24 protein-coding genes and 2 riboswitches are annotated in these 22,326 nt (G+C 58.2%); of the genes, 18 read left to right on the top strand and 6 right to left on the bottom strand.

Annotated features, from left to right (window positions below):
* The first annotated feature begins 89 nt into the window (after window positions 1-89).
* The 4 genes from bcaP (at window position 90) to C7459_RS05465 (ending at window position 3,391) form a co-directional block, all read left to right on the top strand.
* Window positions 90-1,493 carry a branched-chain amino acid transporter BcaP gene (bcaP, locus tag C7459_RS05480; protein WP_109687182.1) on the top strand — a complete coding sequence of 468 codons (1,404 nt, stop codon included), beginning with the start codon at window positions 90-92 and terminating at the stop codon, window positions 1,491-1,493.
* Window positions 1,494-1,539: 46 nt separating this feature from the next.
* Window positions 1,540-2,367 (top strand): MBL fold metallo-hydrolase, encoded by an 828-nt coding sequence (locus tag C7459_RS05475; protein ID WP_109687180.1) that lies wholly within the window; start codon window positions 1,540-1,542, stop codon window positions 2,365-2,367.
* 146 nt (window positions 2,368-2,513) lie between these two features.
* Window positions 2,514-3,026, top strand: coding sequence for a VanZ family protein (locus C7459_RS05470; protein WP_109687178.1), 513 nt, complete (start codon window positions 2,514-2,516; stop codon window positions 3,024-3,026).
* On the top strand, window positions 3,023-3,391 hold the full coding sequence (locus C7459_RS05465) for a carboxymuconolactone decarboxylase family protein (RefSeq protein WP_109687176.1): 369 nt from the start codon (window positions 3,023-3,025) through the stop codon (window positions 3,389-3,391). The genes C7459_RS05470 and C7459_RS05465 overlap by 4 nt, the downstream gene beginning before the upstream one ends.
* A gap of 44 nt (window positions 3,392-3,435) precedes the next feature.
* Here the strand turns inward: C7459_RS05465 and C7459_RS05460 are convergent, their stop codons facing one another.
* Together C7459_RS05460 and C7459_RS23175 are read right to left on the bottom strand one after the other, a co-directional pair.
* Window positions 3,436-4,695 (bottom strand): MFS transporter, encoded by a 1,260-nt coding sequence (locus C7459_RS05460; RefSeq protein WP_109687174.1) that lies wholly within the window; start codon window positions 4,693-4,695, stop codon window positions 3,436-3,438.
* Window positions 4,696-5,019: 324 nt separating this feature from the next.
* A complete protein-coding gene (locus tag C7459_RS23175) occupies window positions 5,020-5,262 on the bottom strand; it encodes a hypothetical protein (protein WP_170119289.1) in 243 nt (80 codons plus the stop codon).
* Between the two features lie 284 nt (window positions 5,263-5,546).
* Here C7459_RS23175 and lepB point away from each other — a divergent pair, with 284 nt between their 5' ends.
* Complete coding sequence (gene lepB / locus C7459_RS05450) at window positions 5,547-6,083, top strand: signal peptidase I (RefSeq protein WP_109687169.1); 537 nt, start codon at window positions 5,547-5,549, stop codon at window positions 6,081-6,083.
* 34 nt (window positions 6,084-6,117) lie between these two features.
* Here the strand turns inward: lepB and C7459_RS05445 are convergent, their stop codons facing one another.
* Window positions 6,118-6,420, bottom strand: a complete 303-nt coding sequence (locus tag C7459_RS05445; RefSeq protein ID WP_109687167.1) for a YciI family protein — start codon at window positions 6,418-6,420, stop codon at window positions 6,118-6,120.
* Window positions 6,421-6,495: 75 nt separating this feature from the next.
* On the opposite strand from C7459_RS05445, the gene C7459_RS05440 reads away from it, so the two are divergent.
* A complete protein-coding gene (locus C7459_RS05440) occupies window positions 6,496-7,017 on the top strand; it encodes a DoxX family membrane protein (RefSeq protein WP_211320344.1) in 522 nt (173 codons plus the stop codon).
* Here C7459_RS05440 and C7459_RS05435 read toward each other — a convergent pair whose 3' ends face one another.
* Window positions 7,018-7,356: a hypothetical protein gene (locus C7459_RS05435; protein WP_109687165.1), complete on the bottom strand. Its 339-nt coding sequence runs from the start codon at window positions 7,354-7,356 to the stop codon at window positions 7,018-7,020. It lies immediately after the preceding gene.
* Between the two features lie 97 nt (window positions 7,357-7,453).
* Complete coding sequence (locus C7459_RS05430; RefSeq protein ID WP_245884402.1) at window positions 7,454-8,215, bottom strand: Dps family protein; 762 nt, start codon at window positions 8,213-8,215, stop codon at window positions 7,454-7,456.
* Window positions 8,216-8,367: 152 nt separating this feature from the next.
* Here C7459_RS05430 and C7459_RS05425 point away from each other — a divergent pair, with 152 nt between their 5' ends.
* Window positions 8,368-9,279 carry a MerR family transcriptional regulator gene (locus C7459_RS05425; RefSeq protein WP_109687163.1) on the top strand — a complete coding sequence of 304 codons (912 nt, stop codon included), beginning with the start codon at window positions 8,368-8,370 and terminating at the stop codon, window positions 9,277-9,279.
* 135 nt (window positions 9,280-9,414) lie between these two features.
* On the opposite strand, the gene bluB is transcribed toward C7459_RS05425, so the two are convergent.
* Complete coding sequence (gene bluB, locus C7459_RS05420; RefSeq protein ID WP_109687161.1) at window positions 9,415-10,062, bottom strand: 5,6-dimethylbenzimidazole synthase; 648 nt, start codon at window positions 10,060-10,062, stop codon at window positions 9,415-9,417.
* A 116-nt stretch (window positions 10,063-10,178) separates the two neighbouring features.
* Window positions 10,179-10,352, top strand: a riboswitch (cobalamin riboswitch).
* A 92-nt stretch (window positions 10,353-10,444) separates the two neighbouring features.
* Here bluB and cobT point away from each other — a divergent pair.
* The 11 genes from cobT (at window position 10,445) to C7459_RS05365 (ending at window position 22,325) form a co-directional block, all read left to right on the top strand.
* Entirely contained in the window at window positions 10,445-11,482 is a 1,038-nt protein-coding gene (gene cobT / locus C7459_RS05415) for a nicotinate-nucleotide--dimethylbenzimidazole phosphoribosyltransferase (protein ID WP_109687159.1), read from the top strand.
* 59 nt (window positions 11,483-11,541) lie between these two features.
* Window positions 11,542-11,724, top strand: a riboswitch (cobalamin riboswitch).
* 164 nt (window positions 11,725-11,888) lie between these two features.
* Window positions 11,889-13,547, top strand: coding sequence for a precorrin-3B C(17)-methyltransferase (gene cobJ, locus C7459_RS05410; protein ID WP_109687157.1), 1,659 nt, complete (start codon window positions 11,889-11,891; stop codon window positions 13,545-13,547).
* Window positions 13,548-13,564: 17 nt separating this feature from the next.
* Window positions 13,565-14,509, top strand: a complete 945-nt coding sequence (locus C7459_RS05405; protein WP_109687155.1) for a sirohydrochlorin chelatase — start codon at window positions 13,565-13,567, stop codon at window positions 14,507-14,509.
* Complete coding sequence (cobK, locus tag C7459_RS05400) at window positions 14,506-15,291, top strand: precorrin-6A reductase (RefSeq protein WP_109687153.1); 786 nt, start codon at window positions 14,506-14,508, stop codon at window positions 15,289-15,291. Before C7459_RS05405 ends, cobK begins: the two co-directional genes overlap by 4 nt.
* Entirely contained in the window at window positions 15,281-15,937 is a 657-nt protein-coding gene (locus tag C7459_RS05395; RefSeq protein WP_109687151.1) for a precorrin-8X methylmutase, read from the top strand. Before cobK ends, C7459_RS05395 begins: the two co-directional genes overlap by 11 nt.
* A 2-nt stretch (window positions 15,938-15,939) precedes the next feature.
* Entirely contained in the window at window positions 15,940-17,070 is a 1,131-nt protein-coding gene (locus C7459_RS05390) for a cobalt-precorrin-5B (C(1))-methyltransferase (RefSeq protein ID WP_109687149.1), read from the top strand.
* Entirely contained in the window at window positions 17,033-18,286 is a 1,254-nt protein-coding gene (gene cbiE, locus C7459_RS05385; protein ID WP_281272735.1) for a precorrin-6y C5,15-methyltransferase (decarboxylating) subunit CbiE, read from the top strand. Before C7459_RS05390 ends, cbiE begins: the two co-directional genes overlap by 38 nt.
* The gene (gene cobI / locus C7459_RS05380) at window positions 18,283-19,005 is read left to right on the top strand and encodes a precorrin-2 C(20)-methyltransferase (protein ID WP_109687145.1); all 723 of its coding nucleotides are present in this window, start codon (window positions 18,283-18,285) and stop codon (window positions 19,003-19,005) included. The genes cbiE and cobI overlap by 4 nt, the downstream gene beginning before the upstream one ends.
* Window positions 19,002-19,796, top strand: a complete 795-nt coding sequence (gene cobM, locus C7459_RS05375) for a precorrin-4 C(11)-methyltransferase (RefSeq protein WP_109687143.1) — start codon at window positions 19,002-19,004, stop codon at window positions 19,794-19,796. The genes cobI and cobM overlap by 4 nt, the downstream gene beginning before the upstream one ends.
* Window positions 19,789-20,925, top strand: coding sequence for a cobalt-precorrin 5A hydrolase (locus C7459_RS05370; protein WP_109687141.1), 1,137 nt, complete (start codon window positions 19,789-19,791; stop codon window positions 20,923-20,925). The genes cobM and C7459_RS05370 overlap by 8 nt, the downstream gene beginning before the upstream one ends.
* Window positions 20,925-22,325, top strand: a complete 1,401-nt coding sequence (locus C7459_RS05365) for a cobyrinic acid a,c-diamide synthase CobB (RefSeq protein ID WP_109687139.1) — start codon at window positions 20,925-20,927, stop codon at window positions 22,323-22,325. Before C7459_RS05370 ends, C7459_RS05365 begins: the two co-directional genes overlap by 1 nt.
* Window position 22,326 lies beyond the last annotated feature (1 nt).

Here is a 22,326-nt window from a genome sequence, read left to right as displayed (position 1 = left end):
ATCTACCAAACGGTCGAGCTTTGACATGCCTTCGATAAGTTTGTATTATCAGACAAAACAAATGAGTCTGAAAGGGATGTCGAGCAAAAATGAATTTTTTCCGTAAGAAAAATATCGATGCCATGATTAGTGGCGCTCAATCTGGCAGTACTTTGAAAAAATCACTAGGCACGTGGGACTTGGTGATGATGGGCATCGGGGCGATTATCGGAACAGGGATCTTCGTACTGACGGGCAAAGGCGCGCTGACCGCTGGCCCAGCCCTGATCATCTCCTTTCTCGTCGCAGGCTTTGCTTGTGCGCTGTGCGGATTGGCGTATGCAGAGTTCGCTTCGACGATTCCGGTCTCAGGCTCTGTGTACACCTACACCTACGCTTCGATCGGGGAACTTTTCGCATGGATGATCGGCTGGGATCTGGTCTTGGAGTACACGCTGGCGCTGAGTTTAGTGGCCGTCGGCTGGTCTGGGTACTTCCAATCTCTGATCAAGGGCTTGACCGGATTCTCACTGCCGACAGCCTTGACTGCTGCCCCTGGCGCAGTACCAGGTTCGACGACGTACTTCAACTTGTCCGCAGCGCTGATCATCCTCCTGATCACGTTCCTCCTCTCACGCGGTGTCCGCGAATCGGCGCGCATCAACAACTTGATGGTCATCGTCAAGCTCGGTGTCATCCTGCTGTTCGTGCTGGTCGGAGCCAAGTATGTGCGCCCAGAAAACTGGCAGCCTTTTGCACCGTTTGGGTTTGGCGGGATCGTCAAGTCGGCTGCCGTGATGTTTACCGCCTTCATCGGTTTCGATATCGTGTCATCAGCGGCGGAAGAGACACGCGATCCCGGTCGTCAGTTGCCGCGTGGCATTCTCTACTCGCTTCTGATCTGCGTCGTGCTGTACGTCACCGTATCGCTCGTCATGACCGGCATCGTTCCGTTCGCCCAATTTGCGGGTGTCGATCATCCGGTGTCGCTGGCCTTGCAAGTGGCGGGTCAAAACTGGGTAGCGGGCTTCATCGACGTCGGCGCGATCTTGGGGATGACCACCGTCTTGCTCGTCGTGATGTTCGGCCAGACCCGTATCTTCTACTCCATGTCGCGCGATGGTCTGCTGCCCAAGATGTTCTCAAAAGTCGACGCGAAACGCGGCACGCCGGTTCGCTCCACGTGGTTCTCGGGCATCGTGGCCGCCGTCTTGGGCGGGCTGATCTCGCTGGATCGTCTCGCGGAGCTGATCAACATCGGCACGCTGGCGGCATTTGCGATGGTTTCGGTCTGTGTGTTGGTGCTGCGCAAGACGCGCCCTGATCTTCCGCGTAAATTCCGTTGTCCGGGCGTACCGTACTTGCCGCTACTCGCCATCGCCTGCTGTCTCTACTTGATGAGCCAATTGGAGCGCATCACGTGGATCGCCTTCTTCATCTGGCTTGCGATCGGTCTGGTCGTCTACCTCACCTACTCGCGACATCGTTCCGTTCTGGGGAAGGACCCAGCATAGAATCCTCCGAGCCGCCGCACATTAACAAGGCGAGGAGGGAAATGCCATGGAAAACCAACAGCACAGCGAAGCCACCACGGCCAACGGAATGGGGCAAGTGATGCTCCCTGATATTCACAACCTGACGACCCAGATCGTCAACCTGCAATTCATCGGCACACCGGGTCCGAACTCCGACTGGGTGCTGATCGACGCCGGGATGACGCATTCCGAAGATCGCATCATCGAAGCGGCTACGGAGCGTTTTGGCGCGAATCGCCCGCCCAAGGCGATCCTCCTCACGCATGGTCACTTCGATCACGTCGGGGCGATCGTCCCGCTGGCGGAGAAGTGGCGTGATGTACCGATCTACGCGCATCGCTTGGAGTTGCCCTATCTGACCGGGCGGGCTGCGTATCCACCGCCCGATCCTACCGTTGGTGGAGGATTGGTGGCGAGGCTGTCGGTTCTCTTCCCGGATGACCCGATCGACTTGAGAGACCGCGTTCAAGCGCTGCCTGATGATGGTACGATCTCCGAACTGCCAGGTTGGAAGTGGATTCACACGCCCGGTCACACCCCTGGGCATGTCTCGCTGTTCCGTGAGGAGGATCGCGTCCTGATCGCGGGCGATGCGTTTATCACGGTGAAGCAGGAGTCGCTGCTGGCTGTGCTCACCCAAGAGCAGGAACTACATGGCCCGCCTGCGTACTTCACACCCGATTGGCAAGCTGCGTGGGAGTCGGTCAAAATCCTCGCCGCCTTGAAACCGAGCGTTGCGTACACGGGACATGGGCGGCCGATGTCGGGCGACCTTTTGACAAACGGGTTGGACAACCTCGCCCGCGATTTCGATCAAATCGCCATTCCGAAGCATGGCCGGTATGTGCACTAGGAGAAAAAAACCAGAGCCTTTGCGGCGCTGGTTTTTTTTTTTACGTTCTCCCAACGCAGAGTTCGCGGGTAAAAAAGGACCTCCCAACTCGTTACCAATCAATGGTATACTAGCCTCACCAACCTGAGAGGAGTGTCAGCAGGTTCATGATTCGGATCTCGTATGTGGTGTTTGTCCTGCCTGTATTGGCACTGTGGATGAATTGGAGATGGAAACGGGTTCGCTTGCAACGAACGCAATGGATCGGATGGCGTGAGTTGTGGTTGAATTTGTTCTTTCTATACAGTTTGGCCGTCACGTATGTGACGTTTTTCCCGCTTACGATCTACTTTGACATCGCGAGACATGTGAACTGGATTCCGTTTGTGGAGATGAAGTGGTTGCTCTACCGACCGCTCGTCGCCGTGCTGAACCTCGCAGGCAATGTCGTGATGTTTGCCCCGCTGGGGTTTCTGGTGCCGGTCTTGTTCGCGCGCTACCGCAGCTTGGGCAAAACCACCGCTCTCGGCCTGCTGGTCTCCGTCGGGATCGAGTTTCTGCAATACTTGACGGGCGCTCGCGAGGCGGACATCGATGATGTCATGCTGAACACGCTGGGGGCTTCCCTCGGATACGGCCTCTACCACATCTGGAGCCAATCGAAGGAGTTGAGATCATGACCCAAGACCGCTACCAACGCGGGCTCGACGTGCTCGCAAAACTGGATGACAACCTCGTCGCTGACAAGATCGCCAAACTGGGCGACCTCGGCAAATTCATCGTCGAATTCTCCTATGGTGAAGTGATGGGCCGCGATGTGCTCTCGCTTCGGGAGCGGGAGTTGATCATCGTCGCCCTCCTGACCGCCCTCGGTCGCGAACCGCAATTGCGCGTTCATATGGAAGGGGCGCTGAATGTCGGGGTCACCCCCCAAGAGCTGGAGGAAGTCATCCTGCAAACGGTTCCGTATGCGGGATTCCCGACGGCGATCAACGCGATGAACCTGCTGCAAGCCCTCACCGCCGAGGCGGAAAAAAAACCCTGACCACACATGTGGTCAGGGTTTTTTATACAGTGATCTCCAGATTGCTACGAGGTCGCCTGCACAGGACGCTTGATCCGCAACGCCATCGCGGCGGCGAGGATGCAAACACCGCCGGAGAGCAGGAACGGCACGGCATAGCTCTCAAACAGCGAGTGCAACAGGCCCGCTTCATACGCCGCCGTCGCCGCGCCGAGTTGGTGGGCGCACGCGATCCAGCCGTAGACCATGCCGACTTTTTCCTTGCCGAACAGATCGGCGGTCAGGCGCACGGTCGGCGGGACGGTGGCGATCCAATCGAGCCCGTAGAAGATCGTGAACGCCAGCATCGGCACATACCCGCTGTCGAGCGCATACGGCAGGAACAGCAGCGACAGCCCGCGCAATCCATAGTACCAGAACAACAACCAGCGGTTGTCAAACCGGTCGGACAGCCAGCCCGACGCTGTCGTCCCGACCAGATCGAACAGCCCCATCAACGCCAGCATCCCCGCCGCTGTGACTTCCGGGATGCCATGCTCCACACAGGCGGGAATCAGATGCGTCCCGATCAACCCGTTCGTCGAGAATCCGCAAAAGAAAAACGTACCCGCCAGCAACCAAAACGGTTTGGAGCGCACCGCGACCCGCAACACTTTCAGCGGTTCGAGGAACAGGTTGCCCGTCGCGACAGGCGGTGCCAGCGCGGCTGCCGCTTCCTCCTCCGATGCCCCGAGCGGAGCGAGACCGACGTCGCGCGGACGATCTCGCAACAGGAACCAAACCAGCGGGATCAGCACCAGCGCCGCGATCGAAGTGGTGAACGCCGTCTGCCGCCAACCCGCGCTCATCGCAATCTGAGCGAGCAGCGGCAGGAACAGCAATTGCCCCGTCGCCGCACTCGCCGTCAAGATGCCGACGACCATGCCACGGTGTTGCACGAACCAGCGATTGGCGACCATCGCCCCGAGCACGTTGCTCATCGTTCCCGTTCCGAGCCCGACCAGCACGCCCCAGAGCAACAGCAGATGCCATGTCTGGGTCATCAGCGTCGTCAAAGCCGTTCCAGCCGCGAGCAACGTGAGCGAGAGCACCATCGTCTTGCGCATGCCGAGGCGGTCGATCACCGCCGCCATGAACGGACCGGCCAGACCGTAGAACAGGATGTTCACCGACAACGCCAGCGAGATGTCGGTCAGCTCCCACCCGAATTCCTGCTCCAGCGGAAGGATCAATACCCCTGGTGTCGATCGTATTCCCGCAGCGACCAGCAAGGTGAGAAACGTCACGCCGACGACGATCCACCCGTAATACAGTTTGTTTTTCATTCCGTGCTGCCTCCCCGTGTTTCGCTTCTGACCTCATGATACAATGGAACCACATATCGGTAAATTCGAAAGTTCCGATGCATATGTTCGGGAAAACTGATGGCCGTGGCGTCCGAAGTGAAGTCTGCACATCCTACAGTGGGCGGGGAGGAGATCATCCTCTACACGCAACTGGCTTGGCACAAGGACAAGTGGATCTCGCCAGCGCTCCAAGCCTTTCTGGACGTGACGCGCGAGAAGTTTCACGTGTCAACAGGAGGTAAAAAAAGACTCCGCCACGCAGGTGGCAGAGTCTTTTTTTCGTTGCGGGTCCGTTCGCGGGGGTTAGAGGTGGCACTGCTGGAGTTGTGCGGTGACCTCCTCGATATCCTCGCGAATCTCGCCTTCCGGTCGTCCAAAGCTTCGTCCGAGGTGTGCGCGGGCATGGCCGTTGCGCTCATGACCTACCAGTTCACCTTCAAAACCTTCCAACTGTGCGAACAACGCATTGGTCGCTACACGGGAGCAGTCCACTTGTTGCGGTGCTTCCAGCGCTTGCAGGTTGTCGGTGTTTGGTTGATAGCTCATTCGATGACCCCCTTCGAAATGATGGATGGTGGAGCGATCTGACCCTCGTGTAGTATGCGCCCAACGGTCAGGATTCTTGCACCAACACTTGCACGATCTGATACGTAGACAAGAAAAACCCGTCACCGCCCGAGAGGAGACGATTTTTCCGAGTGTGGTGGATCTCTTTAATTATGTTGAGTTATGAACATTCTGTGAGTGTTGAGGTTATTCCGTTGACGTTGACAGTGGGATGCCCTACGATTACAGTACACAAGTATCGAGAACGAAAGTGAGGCTGAGCTATGAAGCCAGAAATGAAAAAATCCCTGATCGAGTGGGGCCGCACGATTGTCATTGCCGTTGCGCTGGTCTTCCTGTTCCGCCACTTCGTCGCGGAAGCCTTCTACATCCCGAGTGAGTCGATGCAACCGACGCTGATGGTCGGAGATCGCTTGTACGTCGAGAAGCTCTCCTACGCATTCGGAGAAATCGAGCACGGCGACATCGTCGTCTTCACACCGCCGCCGTCTGCGAAAGTACCACCGGAAGAGGATCATCTGATCAAGCGCGTGATCGCGCTGCCAGGGGACACCGTCAAGATCGAGAGTGGGATCGTCTACGTCAACGACAAGGCGCTCGATGAGCCCTACGAAGCAGAACATCCGACGATGGACTACAAGCCGTTCACCGTCACCCCAGGTCAAGTGTTCGTCATGGGCGATAACCGCAACAATTCCTACGATAGCCGCTACTGGGGCACCGTTCCGATGGAGAACGTCCTCGGCAAAGCGTTCGTGCGTTACTACCCCTTCAACCACATGTCCCGCCTCGATAAGTAAAAAAAAACCACCTGCTCAAGGGCAGGTGGTTTTTTTATTGCTGTTCGGCCAACAGCGCGACGCGGAACGGATGCAGTTCGGCGCTCATCACGCCAAATTTGATGGCGGGGTCGTTTTCCATGATCTCTTGGGCTTGTTCTGGCGTGTCCACTCGCAGAACGACGATGCCAAATGCCCGGTCCAGACAGGGACCTGCCAGCAAGCAGGTGCCAGTTTCGACGAGCTTCTGGAGGTAGGCAAAGTGGGTGTTGAGGATTTCGAGCTCCGATTCGAGGACTTTTTCACGGAATTCCGGTCGGATTGGACGTATTAAATAAATATATTCGGATGTACCCATTTACACGGCATCCCTTCGGTGTTAATATGAACTAGAATTAGACATTATTAAATTTATTAGGAGGTTGATGATGTAATGATGAATTGGTTGCGAAACAGTGTAGTAGCGTCTGCTCTTCTGACGATCGTCCGTATCTACGTGGGTTGGAAGTTCCTCGACGCAGGTTGGGGCAAGGTCACGGGTGACAAGGCATTTGACTCGAGCGGTTTCTTGAAAGGTGCCATCGCCAAATCCACAGGCGACAAGCCGTCTGTTCAAGAGTGGTACGGGAACTTCCTCGATGGATTTGCCCTCCCGAATGTTGATCTGTTCAACTTCCTCGTCCAGTGGGGCGAGCTGTTGGTCGGCATCGGCCTGATCTTGGGCACGCTGACGACGTTTGCAGCGATCATGGGGCTCTTGATGAACTTCAACTATGTACTTGCTGGCACGGTCTCCATCAACGCAAACTTGATCTTCCTCGGCTTCTTCATCGTAGCAGCTGGCTTTAACGCAGGACGTTTTGGTGGCGACTACTTCGTGATTCCGTTCCTGCGTTCCAAGCTGCTCAAGTCCAGTAACAAGCAGAACAGTCCAGGCGTTGGCCTGCAAGGCTAGTTAGAACAAAGGTTTGAATGGAGCGAACGGACGGTTTGCTTCGGCGAGTGTCGAGAGCGTCGTGATCTCTGCGACTTCTGCGATGTCCTTCCAGATCTCGGCCACACGCGGGTTGGTGTGCGCTTGCTCCACCGCTTCGTATGAACTCCATTCGAAGATCTCGACGACCGTCTCGTCCGCTGCGACGAGCGCGGTGGTCGGGCGGTCGGTGATCAAGCCTTCCTCGCGCAGGGTCGGGACATGACGGCGGACGATCTCGTTGAGTTTCTCCGCGAGACCTGCTTTCGGGCGGTAGACGGAGATGACGCAAGTTGTTTCAGCATTGTTCCAGTTTGACATGATGGGCCTCCTTGATTTGGGGGTCTTTTTTGTACTTATTAGTTCATTATAATCAAAAAAGCGCCCAGATGCACGTGGGCGCTTTTTTTGTCCAGCATTATTGAAGGTTGCTGTTCTCGGGGTTGGGATTGCGGTCGAGGCGCAGATCGTTGGTGCCATCGTACAGGTGGTTCATCCCACGGGTCAGCGTGTCGTCCTCTAGCGTGCTGTAGAGGTGGTAGCCGAGGTCCTCGCGATCGACGAGCACTTCCTCCAAAACTTGCACGGTGCCGTGGTCGCCAAGTTCTTGGGCACGGGTGATCTGCTTGCGGATCATCTGCTGGATTTTCAATTCATGTTCAAGGTCGTTTCGCAGGTAGTCGCGCATCGTGTATCGGCCTTCAACTTCATGCTTGATATAGGAAAGTTCGTGCTGGGTGACGGGATGTGCAGTCGGAACGCCACCGAGGCGAGCGACGCGCTCCCCGATCTCGTCGATGTGCTTGTTGGTTTTTTCGATGTGTTCATTCAGAAGTTCGTGCAGGGAGAGGAACGCTTCGGCCCCTTCGGACATCCAGTGGTGCTTGGTGTATTGGTTGCGCGCCACATTCAGAGCACAGAGGTGATCGTCCAGCATCAAGGCCATCTCCAGACGAATTTCATAGGGGAGACCGATGCCAGCGCCCGGATGTTTGACTGTGCGCGGCGGTTGACGCAGCACCATGCGGTCGAGATGTTCGGTGGAATGGCCTGGCATATTGGGATCAAAACCAGACTTGTCGAGGTTGAAGCGCCCCTCGAAGTTGGTAACGTTTGTGAGCACCGCTTGCAGATCGGGTGCTGGTTGGTGTGCAGATGTAGGCAAATTCATCGGGTTCATATGTACACTCTCCTTCTTTGTAGGGGGACATTTGGTGTGTCCAGAGAGTAGTATGTCTCGTCCTGCAAAGATTATCTGGAAGTGAGGCAAATTTTTGTGTATCATGGTTGTAGAATGATTGTATAATCTAGAATGGAAAAGGCGTGGAAGCCATGTATAACATAAAATCTGTTTCCAAGTTGCTGGAGATGCCAGCTGTGACGATCCGAGCTTGGGAGCGGCGGTACCATGTTGTGGTCCCGACGCGTTCGGGATCGGGGCACCGGTTGTATTCGGAACAGGACATTGAAGACCTGCGCTGGTTGAAAGTCCAGACGGAGGAAAAGGGCGTCAACATCTCGCAGGCGGTCAAGATGCTGGAGAAGACGCGGGAACAGCGCAAGTTGCTCTCCGAATCGGCACCGCTGGGCACTGTGCGTGCGGGCGAGAGTTATGAGTCGCTGCGGGAGCGGTTGTATGGGGCGCTGACGACCTTTGATTCGGAGCAGGCCAACCAGTTGCTGAGCTTGGCGTTTTCGATGTTTCATTTTGAAGATGTGTTTCATCAATTGCTCGCCCCGTTGTTGCACCAGATCGGAGATGATTGGGAGGCTGGCGCGGTGACGGTGGCGCAGGAGCACTTTGCGAGCCACTTTATCATGCAGCGGTTTTTCCAGTTTTTCAGCGTGTTCGGGGTCAATCCGGGCTTGCCGAAAGTCTTGGCGTTCTGCCCGTCTGGAGAGCAGCACCAGATTGGGTTGTTGCTGTTCACACTGTTCCTGCGTCGTCAGGGTGTCGAGGTCGTCTACCTCGGATCGAACACGCCAAACGAAGGGCTGGAGTTGTTGATCGAACGCTACCGGGTGGACTGGATCTGTATGTCGATCACCGACCCGGAGTTGTTGCCAGATCTGGAGGGGCTGATCGATCGACTGCGAGCGAAGTTCCCGCTCTTGAAGTTCGTCCTCGGCGGTCAAGGCTTCCAGAATTTGTGTGAGGAACTGCGTCCGCTGTTGCTCGGCGGTGGGATCGATGATTGGAACCGCTGGTTTCAAGGGCTGTCGAAGCGTCAGGAACTCACGTAAGCGCGTTGCGTTACACTTCAGACTGACGGCAAGGGGCAAGTTGTGAAGCTGGGAGAGATTTTGAAGCGCTAGAGGGTTGAGAAAAAAGAGGCGAGCCGCGACGGCTGTGCCTCTTTTTGTTGAAATGCTCTAGGGTTAGCGGTTGTTCCACGTGTCGTTGTGGAGCAGGGATTCGAAACACTGGCGCTGTGCCCAGCCGGATTCTTCGAGGATCGGGCGCTTGGGGTAGTGGTCTGTATAGCCAAAGGAGAGCAGCGCGACCGGCTCGATGTGTGGTGGAATTTCGAGGATGCGGCGGACGTCAGGTTTTTTGTAAAAAGAGACCCAGCCCATCGCAATCCCTTCCGCATAGGCGGCCAGCCACATGTTTTGGATGGCGCAGGCCACGGAGAGGATGTCGGTTTCCGGGATCGAGTTGCGCCCCAAGACATGATCGCCGCCCCGCGTCGGGTCGCAGGTGATGCAGACGGTCAACGGGGCTTCGCGCAGCCCTTCGACTTTGAGTTGCAAAAATTTGTCGTCGCGCCCCTCGGCGGCGAAGTGGATCGCGAGCGCTTGGCGTTCCCTGTCCGCAGCGAGTGCGAGACGGTCCTTGCGGTCTTGGGCGCGGACGAGGATGAAGTCCCACGGTTGCATGAAACCGACCGATGGGGCGTGATGCCCAGCGAGCAGGATGCGCTCGACTTTTTCAGCTTCCAGCGGCGTGGGGAGGAATTTGCGGATGTCGCGGCGGTTGTGAATCGCCTCGTAGACGGCGTCGCGTTGCTCATTTGTAAAGTTCATGGGAATCGTGCCTCCCTCCTGTTCCCTCGATCTTACCAGATTGTACGCAGCGACCTGCACTTTTTGTGCAACGCGCTTCACAGGGGTAGGAATTTAATCTATAGTGAGAGTGAAAAAATCACATCGCCACAACAGGTGCCCCAATTGGGGTGAAAAGGGAAGCGAGAGACGCGCGGGCCCGCCACTGTGGTCGGGGACTGTTCTGCTGCCACTGGTGTTTGTCGCTGGGAAGGCACAGAAGCGAGGGATGATCCGACAGCCAGGAGACCTGCCTATTGTGTGACACACTTTCGATTGGGTCTGGACAATCCAAGCTTATTCGGGCTTGGATTTTTTACGATGTCCAGCTCAGGGAAAACCATCGAGGAGAGGATGAGTGCGCATGTTGAATTTGAAATTGGGTGTAGGGGTTCGCGAGTTGGATGCACAGGTCATGGAGGACGCGCGGGCGCGGTGGGATCAATTGACCAAACCGCTCGGCAGCCTCGGGAAGCTGGAGGAAATCGGCATCCGGCTCGCTGGCATACAAGGCAAGGTGTTCCCCGAGGTCACCAAGCGTGCGGTCGTCGTGATGTGTGGCGATCATGGCGTGGTGGCGGAAGGGGTTAGTGCGTATCCATCTGCGGTGACGGGGTTGATGATGGCGAATTTCTCAAGTGGGCGTGCGGCCGTCAATGTGCTGGCGCGGCAGATGGGCGCGGATGTGCATGTGGTTGACGTGGGCAGTTGCTGTGAACAGGAGATCGACGGCATCGTATCCGCGAAGGTCAAGGCGGGCACCGACAACATGGCGGTCGGACCTGCGATGAGCCGCGAGGAAGCGCTGGCGGCGATTGAAGTCGGGATCACGATCGCAAAACGTCTGCAGCGAGACGGCGTGCAAGTTGTTGCATTGGGCGAGATGGGCATCGGCAATACCACGCCGAGCTCTGCGATCGCGGCGGTGCTGACCGGGCATCCGTTGCTGGAGTTGATCGGGCGCGGCACCGGGATCGAAACCAGCGTCCTGCCACACAAAGGCGCCGTGATTCAACGGGCGTTGGAGGTCAACCAGCCGAATCCGGCAGATGCGCTGGATGTGCTGGCGAAGGTCGGTGGATTGGAGATTGCCGGTCTGGTCGGCGTGGTGCTGGGGGCGGCCAGTGCGGGGATCGCCGTGTTGGTCGATGGTGTGATCGCAGGTGCGGCGGCGTTGGTCGCGCACCGCTTGGAGGAAAAAGTCGGCGCGTATCTGTTCGCCTCGCATCTGTCGCAAGAGCCTGCCCATCGCGTGATCTTGGACGCGATCGGGTTGTCGCCGCTGTTGCAACTTGAGATGCGATTGGGCGAGGGAACGGGGGCGGTTTTGGCGATGCCGTTGCTGGAATCAGCCACGCGCTTGGTGCGCGAGATGGCGACGTTTGCCGACATCGGACTGTAGACAGCCTGAAAATAATGGTATATAGTTTAGATGATTTCATAGAATTGAAACAAACCAACTACATATGAGACCACCAAGGTGCTCGCGAGAGCTTGAAAGGGAAGCCGGTTAAAGTCCGGCACGGTCCCGCCACTGTGTGTGAGGAGCGACCTCCAATTTGCCACTGTACCCGTATGGGGATGGGAAGGCGGAGGAAGCGTTGATTCACGAGTCAGGAGACCTGCCTTTGGTGTACATCCATCACTTCTTACGTGGAAATAGGAGGTATGGGGTCACGAGACTTGTTCTGTCCGTGTGCGGTGACTTTTTGTGCCGTGCTGGGCTTACTCAAAGTAAATCGGAGGCGCCTTCCTATAGGGGAGGCGTCTTTTTTGTTGAGTTTTGGGCTTGGAGAGGAGAGCGGGAGATGACGACGAGAGGCAAATTGCTGGTCATCGGCTTCGGGCCGGGGAGCTTCGCGCACATCACAGATCGTGCGCGGGAAGCGATTCAGGAAGCAGATGTGATCATCGGATACAACACCTACGTGGACTTGATCCGCGGGTTGTTGACAGACCAAGAGATCGTCCGCACAGGCATGACGGAGGAGGTCAGCCGCGCCATCGAAGCGGTTCGCCAAGCGGAGATGGGGAAAAAAGTCGCCGTGATCTCCTCCGGAGATGCCGGCGTCTACGGCATGGCCGGATTGGTCTATGAAGTGTTGATCGAGCAAGGGTGGACGGAAGCGACTGGCGTTGAGGTGGAGGTGATCCCGGGGATCTCCGCGATCAATTCCTGTGCCTCGTTGTTGGGGGCGCCGGTGATGCACGATGCCTGCACGATCTCGCTCAGCGACCACCTGACGCCGTGGGAAGTGATCGCCAAGCGGGTGGAAGCGGCGGGGATGGGCGACTTCATCGTGGCGCTGTACAACCCGCGCAGTGGTCGGCGGACGAGACAGATCGTGGAGACGCAACAGATTTTGCTGAAGTACCGTTCGGCACAGACGCCGGTCGGGTTGGTGAAAAGTGCCTATCGAAGCTCGCAGCAAGTCATCCTGACGACGCTTGGTGAGATGTTGGAGCATGACATCGGGATGCTGACGACGGTGATCATCGGCAACACCAGCACGAAGGTGTACGACGGCAAGATGATCACGCCGCGTGGATACCAGCGCAAGTACACACTGGATCGTGCCGAACAGCCGATCCAGATGAACGAGCGGTTGTTGGAGAAAAACGAGCCGTGGGCGTTGCATGGTGGCGATGCGACAGAGCGCTTGGAGGCTTTGAAGGCGGGAGTCGCACAGGTGAAGTCCACACCTCGCAGTTCGGCGGAACTTGCGATGGATGCGGTGTCGCTGCTGGTCAACCGTGGCGTCTTGGAAACGGCGGTCGTCGAACGTGAAGCGCACGTGCAAGGGGCGCTTTTTGCCCAGCCGTTGATCCTCGAGATCGCGGTGTCGCCAGGGGTCGGCAACAAAAAACTCACGCCCAAGCAGATGGCGACGATGCTAGAGGTCGTCGGTGAAGACGGGGAGATCGAGTACACGCCGAACCATTACGTGATCCTGCGCGTGACGACCTCAGAACCAGAGCAGGTCGCGAGTGTGTTGGAAGCCGCCGGGATGATCGTGCAACCTGTGGGCAGTGTCGTCCAACTGAAAGCCTGCGACTTCTGCAACATGGAGAAGACGGACTCCTACCCGCAGGCGGAGGAGATCATGCAACGCTTCGGCGGGCTCACGGTTCCCAAAGAGTTGAAGATCGGGTTCGCGGGATGCGGGATGGCTTGCTACGGATCGGTCAATGAGGACATCGCGATGGTCTATCGCCAAGGGAAGTTCGACCTGTTCCTCGGCGGCAAAGCGATCGGGCGCAACGCACATCCGGCACAGCGGGTTGCGGAAGGGTTGGAGCCGGCGCAACTGTTGTCAGCCGTGGAACAGATCCTCGCTGAATACAAGGCGAAGGGCTATCCAGATGAACGCTTCCACAAGTTTTTCAAACGAGTGGGGAATCTCGTGGGCTTCCATCATGAAGACTTCACGGCACCGCTCGTGATCGAATCGATCTGCGGAGATTGAGAAAGGGGATGCAGGATATGAGTCATGCCATTCTATTGGTTGGACACGGGAGTCGGGTGCAGGAGGGCAATCAGCAATTGCTTGCATTTGCAGGGCGCGTGCAGGAGCGATTGGGCAGCAAGTACCCGGTGATCGAGACTTGCTTCCTCGAATTGACCACGCCGACGATCGCACAAGGGATCGCGGCGTGCATCGTGCGTGGGGCTACGCGTGTGACGTTGGTGCCGATCATCCTGTTTGGCGCAGGTCACAGCAAAATCCACATCCCGCATGCGATTGATGTCGCACGCGAGCAGTATCCGAGCGTGGAGTTCTCCTACGGAAAACCGTTGGGTGTGCATCCGAAGGCGTTGGAGATTTTGACAGCGCGCTTGGAGGAAGCCGGGTTGAGTCTGGAACTGGCGGGCGAGGCGCGGACGGAGGATGCGATTCTGATCGTCGGGCGCGGGAGCAGCGATCCTGATGCGAACAGCGACCTTTTTAAAGTCTCGCGGTTGTTGTGGGAACGCACACCCGTCAAGTTCGTGGAGACTTGCTACATCGGCGTGACAGAGCCGAACTTCGAGGATGGATTGAAACGGTGCATCGCGCTAGGCGCGAAGCGGGTGTACATCCTGCCGTACTTCCTGTTCACAGGCGTGCTGATCCAGCGGATTGAAGGCTTCATGGAGCCGTTCAGCCTGACGTATCCAGATGTGGAGTTGAAACTCGCGGAGTACTTCGGGTTCCATGATGCGCTGATTGAACTGATCGAGGAGCGCGCAGAGGAAGCCGCACAGGGCGAGGTAAAAATGAACTGCGACCACTGCCAGTTCCGACTCGCGGCGATGGATGAACATCACCACCACCATGATCACGACCATTCCCATCACCATGAGGGCGAACACGGACATCACGATCACGAACATCACGATCATGAACACGCCGACAGCCTCATCCCGGCGAAGGGGGTCACCCGATGATTCTGCACCTCGCGGGAACTAGCGATGCGCGTGAACTGGCGGTCCTGATCCAGCAGGCAGGCTATGCGATCACCGCTTCGGTCGTCACCGACAGCGCGGCGAATTCGCTACAGGAAGCGGGCATCCCGGTGCGCGTCGGTCGGATGACGGCCGACGAGATGAGCGTCTACATCAAGGCACACAACATTCGCGCTGTCGTCGATGCCGCCCACCCGTTCGCAGAGGAGGCGCACAAAAACGCGATGACCGCCACGCAAGCGTGCGGCATCCCGTACCTCCGTTTCGAGCGCGAAGCCCTGACTTTTGCGGACCATCCGCAACTGCACTTCGTCGACGACTACGCACAGGCGGCAGAGAAAGCGGCCGAACTGGGCGGACATATCATGCTGACCACCGGAAGCAAGACCTTGCAGATCTTCACCGAGCGTCTGCTCGGCGTGGAAGGTACGACACTCTACGCCCGCATGCTGCCGCGCATCGACAACATGGAAAAGTGCGCTGAACTCGGCGTTGAGCAAAAACACATCATCGCCATGCAAGGCCCGTTCACCAAGGAACTCAACATCGCGCTCTACCGCAACTATGGAATTGATGTGGTGGTAACCAAGGAGAGCGGCAAAGTCGGGGCCGTCGATGACAAGGTAGAATCGGCGCTCGAACTTGGCCTGCACGTGATCATCATCGGCCGCCCGGGTCTATCCTACGGCGATGTCTATTCCGAATTCGAGCCTGTCCTGCAACACCTACACCACCTGCGAGGAGATCTGGTACATGGAATTTAACATGGATTTCAAACCGTTGACTGTGCAACCGCAAGAGATTGAAAGCCTCAGTTTCGACATCATCACCGCTGAGATCGGGGAGCACCCGTTCCGCGCTGACCAGTATCCGGTCGTTCAACGCGTCATCCACGCCTCCGCTGATTTTGACCTCGGCCGGAGCCTCGTCTTTCACCGCGATGCTATCGAAGCCGGGATTGCCGCGATCCGTGCGGGCAAGCCCGTTTTTGCCGATGTGCAGATGATCCAGTCCGGCATCTCGAAACCGCGCATCGAAAAATTCGGCGGTCGCGTCGAAGTCTACATCTCCGATCCTGACGTTGCGGTCGAAGCCAAACGCCTCAACCTCACCCGTGCGATCATCGCCACGCGCAAGGCCGTAGCAGAAGCACCGGACGGGATCTTTGTCATCGGCAACGCACCGACTGCCCTGTTGGAGTTGATCCGCTTGATCAAGGCCGGGGAAGCTCGCCCCTCGCTGGTGATCGGCATGCCGGTCGGCTTCGTCTCCGCCGCAGAGTCCAAGGACGAACTGGCGAAATTGATCGACGGCGACGTGCCGTTCATCACCAACCGGGGTCGCAAGGGCGGCAGTCCGGTCTCCGTCGCAGCACTCAACGCGCTCTCGCTGCTCGCTGAACAACAATGACCATGAAGGAGCCGGAAAAAGACCCCGCGCAGATGCGGCGGGGCTACACCACTGGAGCCAACGCCACCGCCGCGACCAAGGCAGCTCTGCTCGCCTTGATCACACAGGAAGCGGTCGAACAGGTGGACATCCTGCTCCCGATCGGTGAGACGATCACGTTTCATATGGAATCTTGCGAGTTTGACGAACAGCGTGCCACCTGTGGCGTGATCAAGGACGCCGGAGATGACCCGGACGCGACACACGGTGCGCTGATCTGCTCCGAAGTTTCGTGGCTACCAGGCCACGGCGAAGTTGAACTGGACGGGGGGATCGGTGTCGGGCGGATGACCAAGCCCGGTCTCCCGGTGCCGGTCGGAGAAGCGGCGATCAATCCGGTTCCGCGCCGCATGTTGCGCAAGGTCGTCGCAGAAGTTTGCAATGAGTATGGCATCGACCGCAGCGTTCGCGTCGTGATCTCCGTCCCAGATGGCGTCGAGATCGCGAAAAAAACGCTCAACGAACGCCTCGGCATCATCGGCGGCATCTCGATCCTCGGCACGAAGGGCATCGTCGTGCCTTTTTCCACAGCGGCCTACCAAGCGTCTGTCGTGCAAGCGATCAAAGTCGCCCGTGCCACAGGTTGTGAACACCTCGTGCTGACCACGGGCGGCAGTTCGGAGAAGTACGCGATGAGACTCTACCCGGAGTTGCCGCAGGAGGCGTTCATTCAGATGGGCGACTTTGTCGGCTTTTCCCTGCGTCATGCGAAGCGGCAGGGGGCATCCAAAGTTTCGCTGGTCGGCATGATGGGCAAGTTCTCCAAGATCGCCCAAGGCGTGATGATGGTGCATTCCAAGTCGGCACCGGTCGATTTCAACTTCCTCGCCGAGATCGCCGCAGACTGCGGAGCACCGCAGGAACTGCTCGAGGAAGTTCGGGGGGCCAATACTGCCTCACAAGTCGGTGACCTCCTACACGGCATCGGCAACGGGATTTTTTTTGAAAAACTGTGTCGCCACGCGTGCCGGCACAGTCTCCACGAGATCGGCGGCGGCCTGTGGGTGGAGACGGTGTTGACCACGATGAAGGGCGAACTGTTGGGAAGGGGAGCGATTGATGAACGAGATACACGTGATCGGGATCGGGGATGACGGCGCGGCCGGACTTTTCCCCGCACAGGTGGAGCGCATTGAACGTGCCGAGCTGTTGATCGGCGGCGAGCGACACCTCGCGTTTTTCCCAGACTTTGCAGGCGAGACCTACACGATAACTGGCAAGCTGACGACCTTGGTTGAACGCTTGCAACAGGAACAAGCAGCCCGCCGCAACGTCGTCGTGCTCGCGTCCGGCGACCCGATGTTTTATGGCATCGGTGCCTATCTGGCCCAAAAAGTGCCGGGACTGGTCGTCCACCCGCACTTGTCTTCGATCCAATTGGCATTTGCCAGAGCGGGCCTCGGGTGGCAGGACGCGCACATCGACTCCCTGCACGGCAAGAGCATCAAGGGTCTCGCCCAACGTCTCGATGGCAAGCCCAAAGTCGCTCTGCTCACAGACGATACCAACACGCCCGCAAGCATCGCCGCCTATCTCTTGCACTTCGGCATGACCGAGTACCGCATGATCGTCGCAGAGAATTTGGGTGGCGAGGGGGAGCTGCTCCGTGCGTTTGACGATCTACAGGAAGTGGCAGCACACGAATTCTCCCCGCTCAACGTCGTGCTCCTGCTCCACAAACGGGGAGCAGACATCCCGCGCTGGACGCTCGGCATCGAGGACGACGAGTTCTCGCAACGCAAGCCGGACAAGGGACTGATCACCAAGCGCGAAGTTCGCGTGCTCAGCCTGTCCGAACTCAACCTGCGCCCGGACAGCACGCTGTGGGACATCGGCACTTGTACCGCGTCCGTCTCCGTCGAAGCGGCGAAACTCGCGCCCAACGGGCAGATCTACGCGATTGAGAAAAACGAGGCCGACCTCGCCAACGCGGAGCAGAACGCCCGCAAGTTCCGCACGGATCTGCACTTGCACCACGGAAAAGCCCCGGAGCATCTCGAAGCATGGCCTGATCCAGACGCGGTGTTCATCGGTGGCAGCGGTGGCGAGATGGCGGAAGTTTTGCGCATCTGCTCGGAACGCTTGCGCCCACACGGTCGGATCGTGCTGAATGCGGCGACGATTGAGACCTTGTACGAGGCGACCCAGACGTTTACCAAGCTCGGCATGACGTTTCGCGTGACGCTTCTGCAGACAGCGCGGAGCAAACCGATCCTCCACATGACCCGATTTGAAGGGCTCAACCCGATCTACATCATCACCGCTTGGAACACACCAGACGCACCCGAGCAGAAAGAGGGAGACGCATGAGCACAACCGCTACGAAAATTGGACGCCTCTACGGACTAGGCGTGGGCCCTGGCGACCCGGAGTTGATCACCGTAAAAGCCTTCCGCCTCATGAAGGAAGTCGACGTGATCGCCTATCCGAAGAAGCGCATGGGCAGCAAAAGCTACGCACATCAGATCATGGAAGCTTACATCCAGCCAGGGGAGAAGGAACTGCTCGGACTCGTGTTCCCGATGACCAAGGATGAGGAGGTGCTGGCGGCCAGTTGGGAGAAAACCGCCGTCACGATCTGGGAACATCTCGCCCAAGGCCGTGATGTTGCCTTTGTCACGGAGGGCGATCCGAACTTGTACTCCACGTGGATTCACATGGCGCGGACGATGAAGGCGCTCTACCCGGAAGTGGAGATTCACTCCGTGCCGGGCATCTCCTCGGCGCTGGGAGCGGCGGCACGCCTCGGGCTGCACCTCGCAGATGGCGACGATCACTTTGCGATCATCCCGGCAACCGAAGACCGTGCGGCGATGCGCCACGCGATTGAGAACCACGACGCGCTGGTGTTCATTAAAGTAGCGAAAGTCATCGATCTGATGATTGAGCTGCTCACAGAATTAGGGCTCGACAAAAAAGCATCCGTCGTCACCAAAGTGACCTCCGGCGAAGAACAGATCTGGTTGGACATTCACGAATTGAAAGGGCAGGAGTTGAACTACTTGACCCTGTTGGTGGTGCGCAAATGACCCTCGAACCGAAAGTCTACATCGTGGGCGCAGGCCCTGGTGATCCCGACCTGATCACGGTAAAAGGCTTAAAAATCCTGCAAGCGGCAGACGTAGTCCTCTACACCGATTCGCTCGTCAACGAAGAGCTGATCGCCCGCCACAAACCGGGCGCAGCGGTTTTGAAAAGCGCAGGGATGGACCTCGACGAAATGGTGGCGGTCATGATCGAGAGCGTCCAACAAGGCAAGAGCGTTGCACGCGTACATACGGGCGACCCGGCGATCTACGGCGCGATCATGGAGCAGATGAGCCTCCTAAAAAAAGCGGGCGTTGCCTATGAGATCGTTCCCGGCGTCTCCTCGGTCTTTGCTTCGGCTGCGGCCTTGCAAGCGGAACTGACGATCCCGGAACTGACCCAGACGCTGATCCTCACCCGTGCCGAAGGACGCACGCCGGTGCCGGAGTTGGAGAAGTTGACCGACCTCGCGAAGCACCACTGCACCATCGCGCTGTATCTCTCGGCAACCTTGACGAAAAAAGTGATGGGCGAGCTGTCTGACGCCGGTTGGTCGCCTGACACGCCGATCGCGGTCGTGCAACGCGCCACGTGGCCAGATCAAAAAATCGTGCGCACCACGCTTGCGAACCTCGACATCGCGGTGCGCGAGAACAACATCAGATCGCACGCGATGATCCTGATGGGCTGGGCGCTCGACCCGACGCTGGTCGATCAAGACGGGCACCGTTCCAAGCTGTATGACAAGGAATTTACACACCGCTTCCGCAAAGGGGTTACGACTCATGGCTAATCCCTACGCCATCGTGGCGATCACCAAGCATGGCGTGGAGACGGCGCGCAACTTGCATGCGCAGTTGCCAGGCTCTGATCTCTACTACATGAGCAAGTTTGCACAAGGGGATGAGGCGGAGAAGGGCATCCAGCTTTTTGAAGGCTCCGTCAAGTTGATCCTGCCTGACCTGTTCCAACGCTACACCGGGATTATCCAATTCATCTCGCTAGGTGCTGTCGTGCGCATGATCGCCCCGATCTTGAAGGACAAAAAAACCGACCCTGGCGTGGTCGTCGTCGATGACCGCGCCCAGTTCGCGATCTCCGTCCTCTCCGGGCACCTCGGCGGTGCCAATGAACTGACCCGTGTCATCGCGGAACTGATCGGAGCGACCCCGGTGATCACCACCGCATCGGATGTGCAAAAGACGATTCCCGTCGACATGTTCGGTCGACAGTTCGGCTGGCAGATCGAGAGTTTCGAGCATGCGACGCCTGTATCGGCCGCCGTGGTCAACGAGGAGCCGGTGGTGATCGTGCAGGAAGCGGGCGAGCGCAACTGGTGGAACTATGACAAGCCCTTGCCGACGCACTTTCGGGTGGTAGATTCCACCGTGGAAGCCGTTGCTCTGCGTGCAGAGTGGCAGTGGAATGCCGCGCTCGTCATCACCCATCGCCTGCTGTCTGAGCAGGAGGAATCGGTGCTGCTTCGCAACGGCGTCCTCTACCGTCCGAAAAACATCGTCCTCGGCATCGGTTGCAACCGAGGAACCGCCTTTGAGGAGATCGAAGCGGTCGTGAACGAGACCTTGCAGGAACTTCAATTCTCGCGGAAAAGCGTCCGCAACATCGCATCGATCGATTTGAAAAAGGACGAGGCGGGCCTGCTCGCCCTCTGCGAAACGCATGGCTGGGGGTTCACCACCTACACCCCAGAGGAGCTCAACCAAGTTGCGCTCGCCAACCCGTCTGAGACGGTGTTCAAATACACCGGAGCCTATGGAGTGAGCGAACCTGCAGCCCTGCTCTCTGCAGAGGCTACCGAATGGGTGCTGGAAAAGCGCAAGTCTGGCAACGTCACGATCTCTGTGGCACTGGTGCCCAATGGTGTCCCGGTCGCGCTCCCCATCGGAGGTGCCACCACCTGATGAAGAAATTGGAAACCTACCACCGCCCGCGCCTCGCGATCGGTGGCACTGGCAGTGGCGTGGGCAAAACCACGCTGACGCTCGGACTGCTCGCCGCTTTCAAGCGCCGGGGCCTCACCGTCCAAGGCTTCAAAGTCGGCCCGGACTACATCGACCCGACCTACCATACCGCGGTCACCGGACGCCCCTCGCGCAATCTCGATACGTGGATGACCACACCGGAGATCATGCGCGAGGTCTTCCTGCGTGGAAGTCGAGGTGCCGATCTCTCGATCATCGAAGGCGTGATGGGCTACTACGATGGCAAAGACCCGCGCTCCAACCAAGGCAGCACCGCTCAAGTCTCGATGTTGCTCCAAGCCCCGACGATCCTGCTCGTGAACATCGCCAGCATGGCACGTTCGGCAGCCGCGATCGTCAAAGGGTTCTGCACCCTCACCGAAGGCGTGCCGATCGCGGGTGTCGTCGCCAACCAAGCAGGCAGTGCCGGGCACATCAACTTGGTGCGCACAGCGATTGAACAGGATTGCGGTGTCCCGTTGCTCGGGGGCTTTACGCGCAGAACTGACATCGAGATCCCCGAGCGCCACTTGGGCTTGATCCCGGCGGTCGAGCGTGGCGAGTTAGCGCCGCTTTTTGCCAAGCTCGCGGATCTCGTGGAGGAACACATCGACCTCGACGAGATCCTCGAGATCGCCCGCAGTGCGCCAGCGCTCCAAGCACCGCCAACGCCACACCTGTTCGGGCACGACCGTCCGCCGTCGCGTGCCAAAATCGCCGTCGCTCGCGATGCCGCGTTTAACTTCTACTACGCCGAGAATTTGGAGTTGCTGGAACAGGTGGGCGCAGAACTGCACTACTTCAGCCCACTCGCCGGCGAGTCGATCCCTGTAGATGCGGACGCACTTTATCTCGGTGGCGGCTTCCCGGAGGAGTTCGCTCGCGAACTGCACGATCACGCACAGGTACGTGCGGACTTCCGCAATCGGATCACGGCGGGACTGCCGACCCTCGCGGAGTGTGGAGGCTACATGTACCTCTGCAACACGATCACCGACCGCGCCGGAGCCAGCTACGAGATGGTCGGACTGATCCCGTCTGACGTGCAGATGCAAGACCGACTCGCCGCACTTGGATACAGAGAGGCGGCGGCAGCAACGCCGCACTTTTTGCTCCCGCTGGGCGAGCAGGTGCGCGGACATGAATTCCACTACTCCACCGCCACCGAAGCCCCGCACAAAGCCTATGTCACCCAAGGCATGCGCGGGCAAAAAGAGGAGGGCTACACCTGCGAGAACCTCGTCGCGGGCTACACGCACCTCTACTTCCCGTCCAACCCAGAGGTGCCGAAGCGGTTCGTCGCTGCGGCGGTCGCCTATGGCAGACAGAGGAGGGAGTAGC

Origin of the sequence: Tumebacillus permanentifrigoris (genome assembly GCF_003148565.1) — a bacterium.
Taxonomy (GTDB): Bacteria; Bacillota; Bacilli; order Tumebacillales; family Tumebacillaceae; genus Tumebacillus; species Tumebacillus permanentifrigoris.
This window is presented reverse-complemented; position numbering and strand designations above follow the sequence as displayed.

Bases quoted from the DNA above. Each gene is read 5' to 3' on its own strand.
- bcaP (WP_109687182.1), top strand. From the start codon at position 90: ATGAATTTTTTCCGTAAGAAAAATATCGATGCCATGATTAGTGGCGCT.
- C7459_RS05475 (WP_109687180.1), top strand. From the start codon at position 1,540: ATGGAAAACCAACAGCACAGCGAAGCCACCACGGCCAACGGAATGGGG.
- C7459_RS05470 (WP_109687178.1), top strand. From the start codon at position 2,514: ATGATTCGGATCTCGTATGTGGTGTTTGTCCTGCCTGTATTGGCACTG.
- C7459_RS05465 (WP_109687176.1), top strand. From the start codon at position 3,023: ATGACCCAAGACCGCTACCAACGCGGGCTCGACGTGCTCGCAAAACTG.
- C7459_RS05460 (WP_109687174.1), bottom strand. From the start codon at position 4,695: ATGAAAAACAAACTGTATTACGGGTGGATCGTCGTCGGCGTGACGTTT.
- C7459_RS23175 (WP_170119289.1), bottom strand. From the start codon at position 5,262: ATGAGCTATCAACCAAACACCGACAACCTGCAAGCGCTGGAAGCACCG.
- lepB (WP_109687169.1), top strand. From the start codon at position 5,547: ATGAAGCCAGAAATGAAAAAATCCCTGATCGAGTGGGGCCGCACGATT.
- C7459_RS05445 (WP_109687167.1), bottom strand. From the start codon at position 6,420: ATGGGTACATCCGAATATATTTATTTAATACGTCCAATCCGACCGGAA.
- C7459_RS05440 (WP_211320344.1), top strand. From the start codon at position 6,496: ATGATGAATTGGTTGCGAAACAGTGTAGTAGCGTCTGCTCTTCTGACG.
- C7459_RS05435 (WP_109687165.1), bottom strand. From the start codon at position 7,356: ATGTCAAACTGGAACAATGCTGAAACAACTTGCGTCATCTCCGTCTAC.
- C7459_RS05430 (WP_245884402.1), bottom strand. From the start codon at position 8,215: ATGAACCCGATGAATTTGCCTACATCTGCACACCAACCAGCACCCGAT.
- C7459_RS05425 (WP_109687163.1), top strand. From the start codon at position 8,368: ATGTATAACATAAAATCTGTTTCCAAGTTGCTGGAGATGCCAGCTGTG.
- bluB (WP_109687161.1), bottom strand. From the start codon at position 10,062: ATGAACTTTACAAATGAGCAACGCGACGCCGTCTACGAGGCGATTCAC.
- cobT (WP_109687159.1), top strand. From the start codon at position 10,445: ATGTTGAATTTGAAATTGGGTGTAGGGGTTCGCGAGTTGGATGCACAG.
- cobJ (WP_109687157.1), top strand. From the start codon at position 11,889: ATGACGACGAGAGGCAAATTGCTGGTCATCGGCTTCGGGCCGGGGAGC.
- C7459_RS05405 (WP_109687155.1), top strand. From the start codon at position 13,565: ATGAGTCATGCCATTCTATTGGTTGGACACGGGAGTCGGGTGCAGGAG.
- cobK (WP_109687153.1), top strand. From the start codon at position 14,506: ATGATTCTGCACCTCGCGGGAACTAGCGATGCGCGTGAACTGGCGGTC.
- C7459_RS05395 (WP_109687151.1), top strand. From the start codon at position 15,281: ATGGAATTTAACATGGATTTCAAACCGTTGACTGTGCAACCGCAAGAG.
- C7459_RS05390 (WP_109687149.1), top strand. From the start codon at position 15,940: ATGAAGGAGCCGGAAAAAGACCCCGCGCAGATGCGGCGGGGCTACACC.
- cobI (WP_109687145.1), top strand. From the start codon at position 18,283: ATGAGCACAACCGCTACGAAAATTGGACGCCTCTACGGACTAGGCGTG.
- cobM (WP_109687143.1), top strand. From the start codon at position 19,002: ATGACCCTCGAACCGAAAGTCTACATCGTGGGCGCAGGCCCTGGTGAT.
- C7459_RS05370 (WP_109687141.1), top strand. From the start codon at position 19,789: ATGGCTAATCCCTACGCCATCGTGGCGATCACCAAGCATGGCGTGGAG.
- C7459_RS05365 (WP_109687139.1), top strand. From the start codon at position 20,925: ATGAAGAAATTGGAAACCTACCACCGCCCGCGCCTCGCGATCGGTGGC.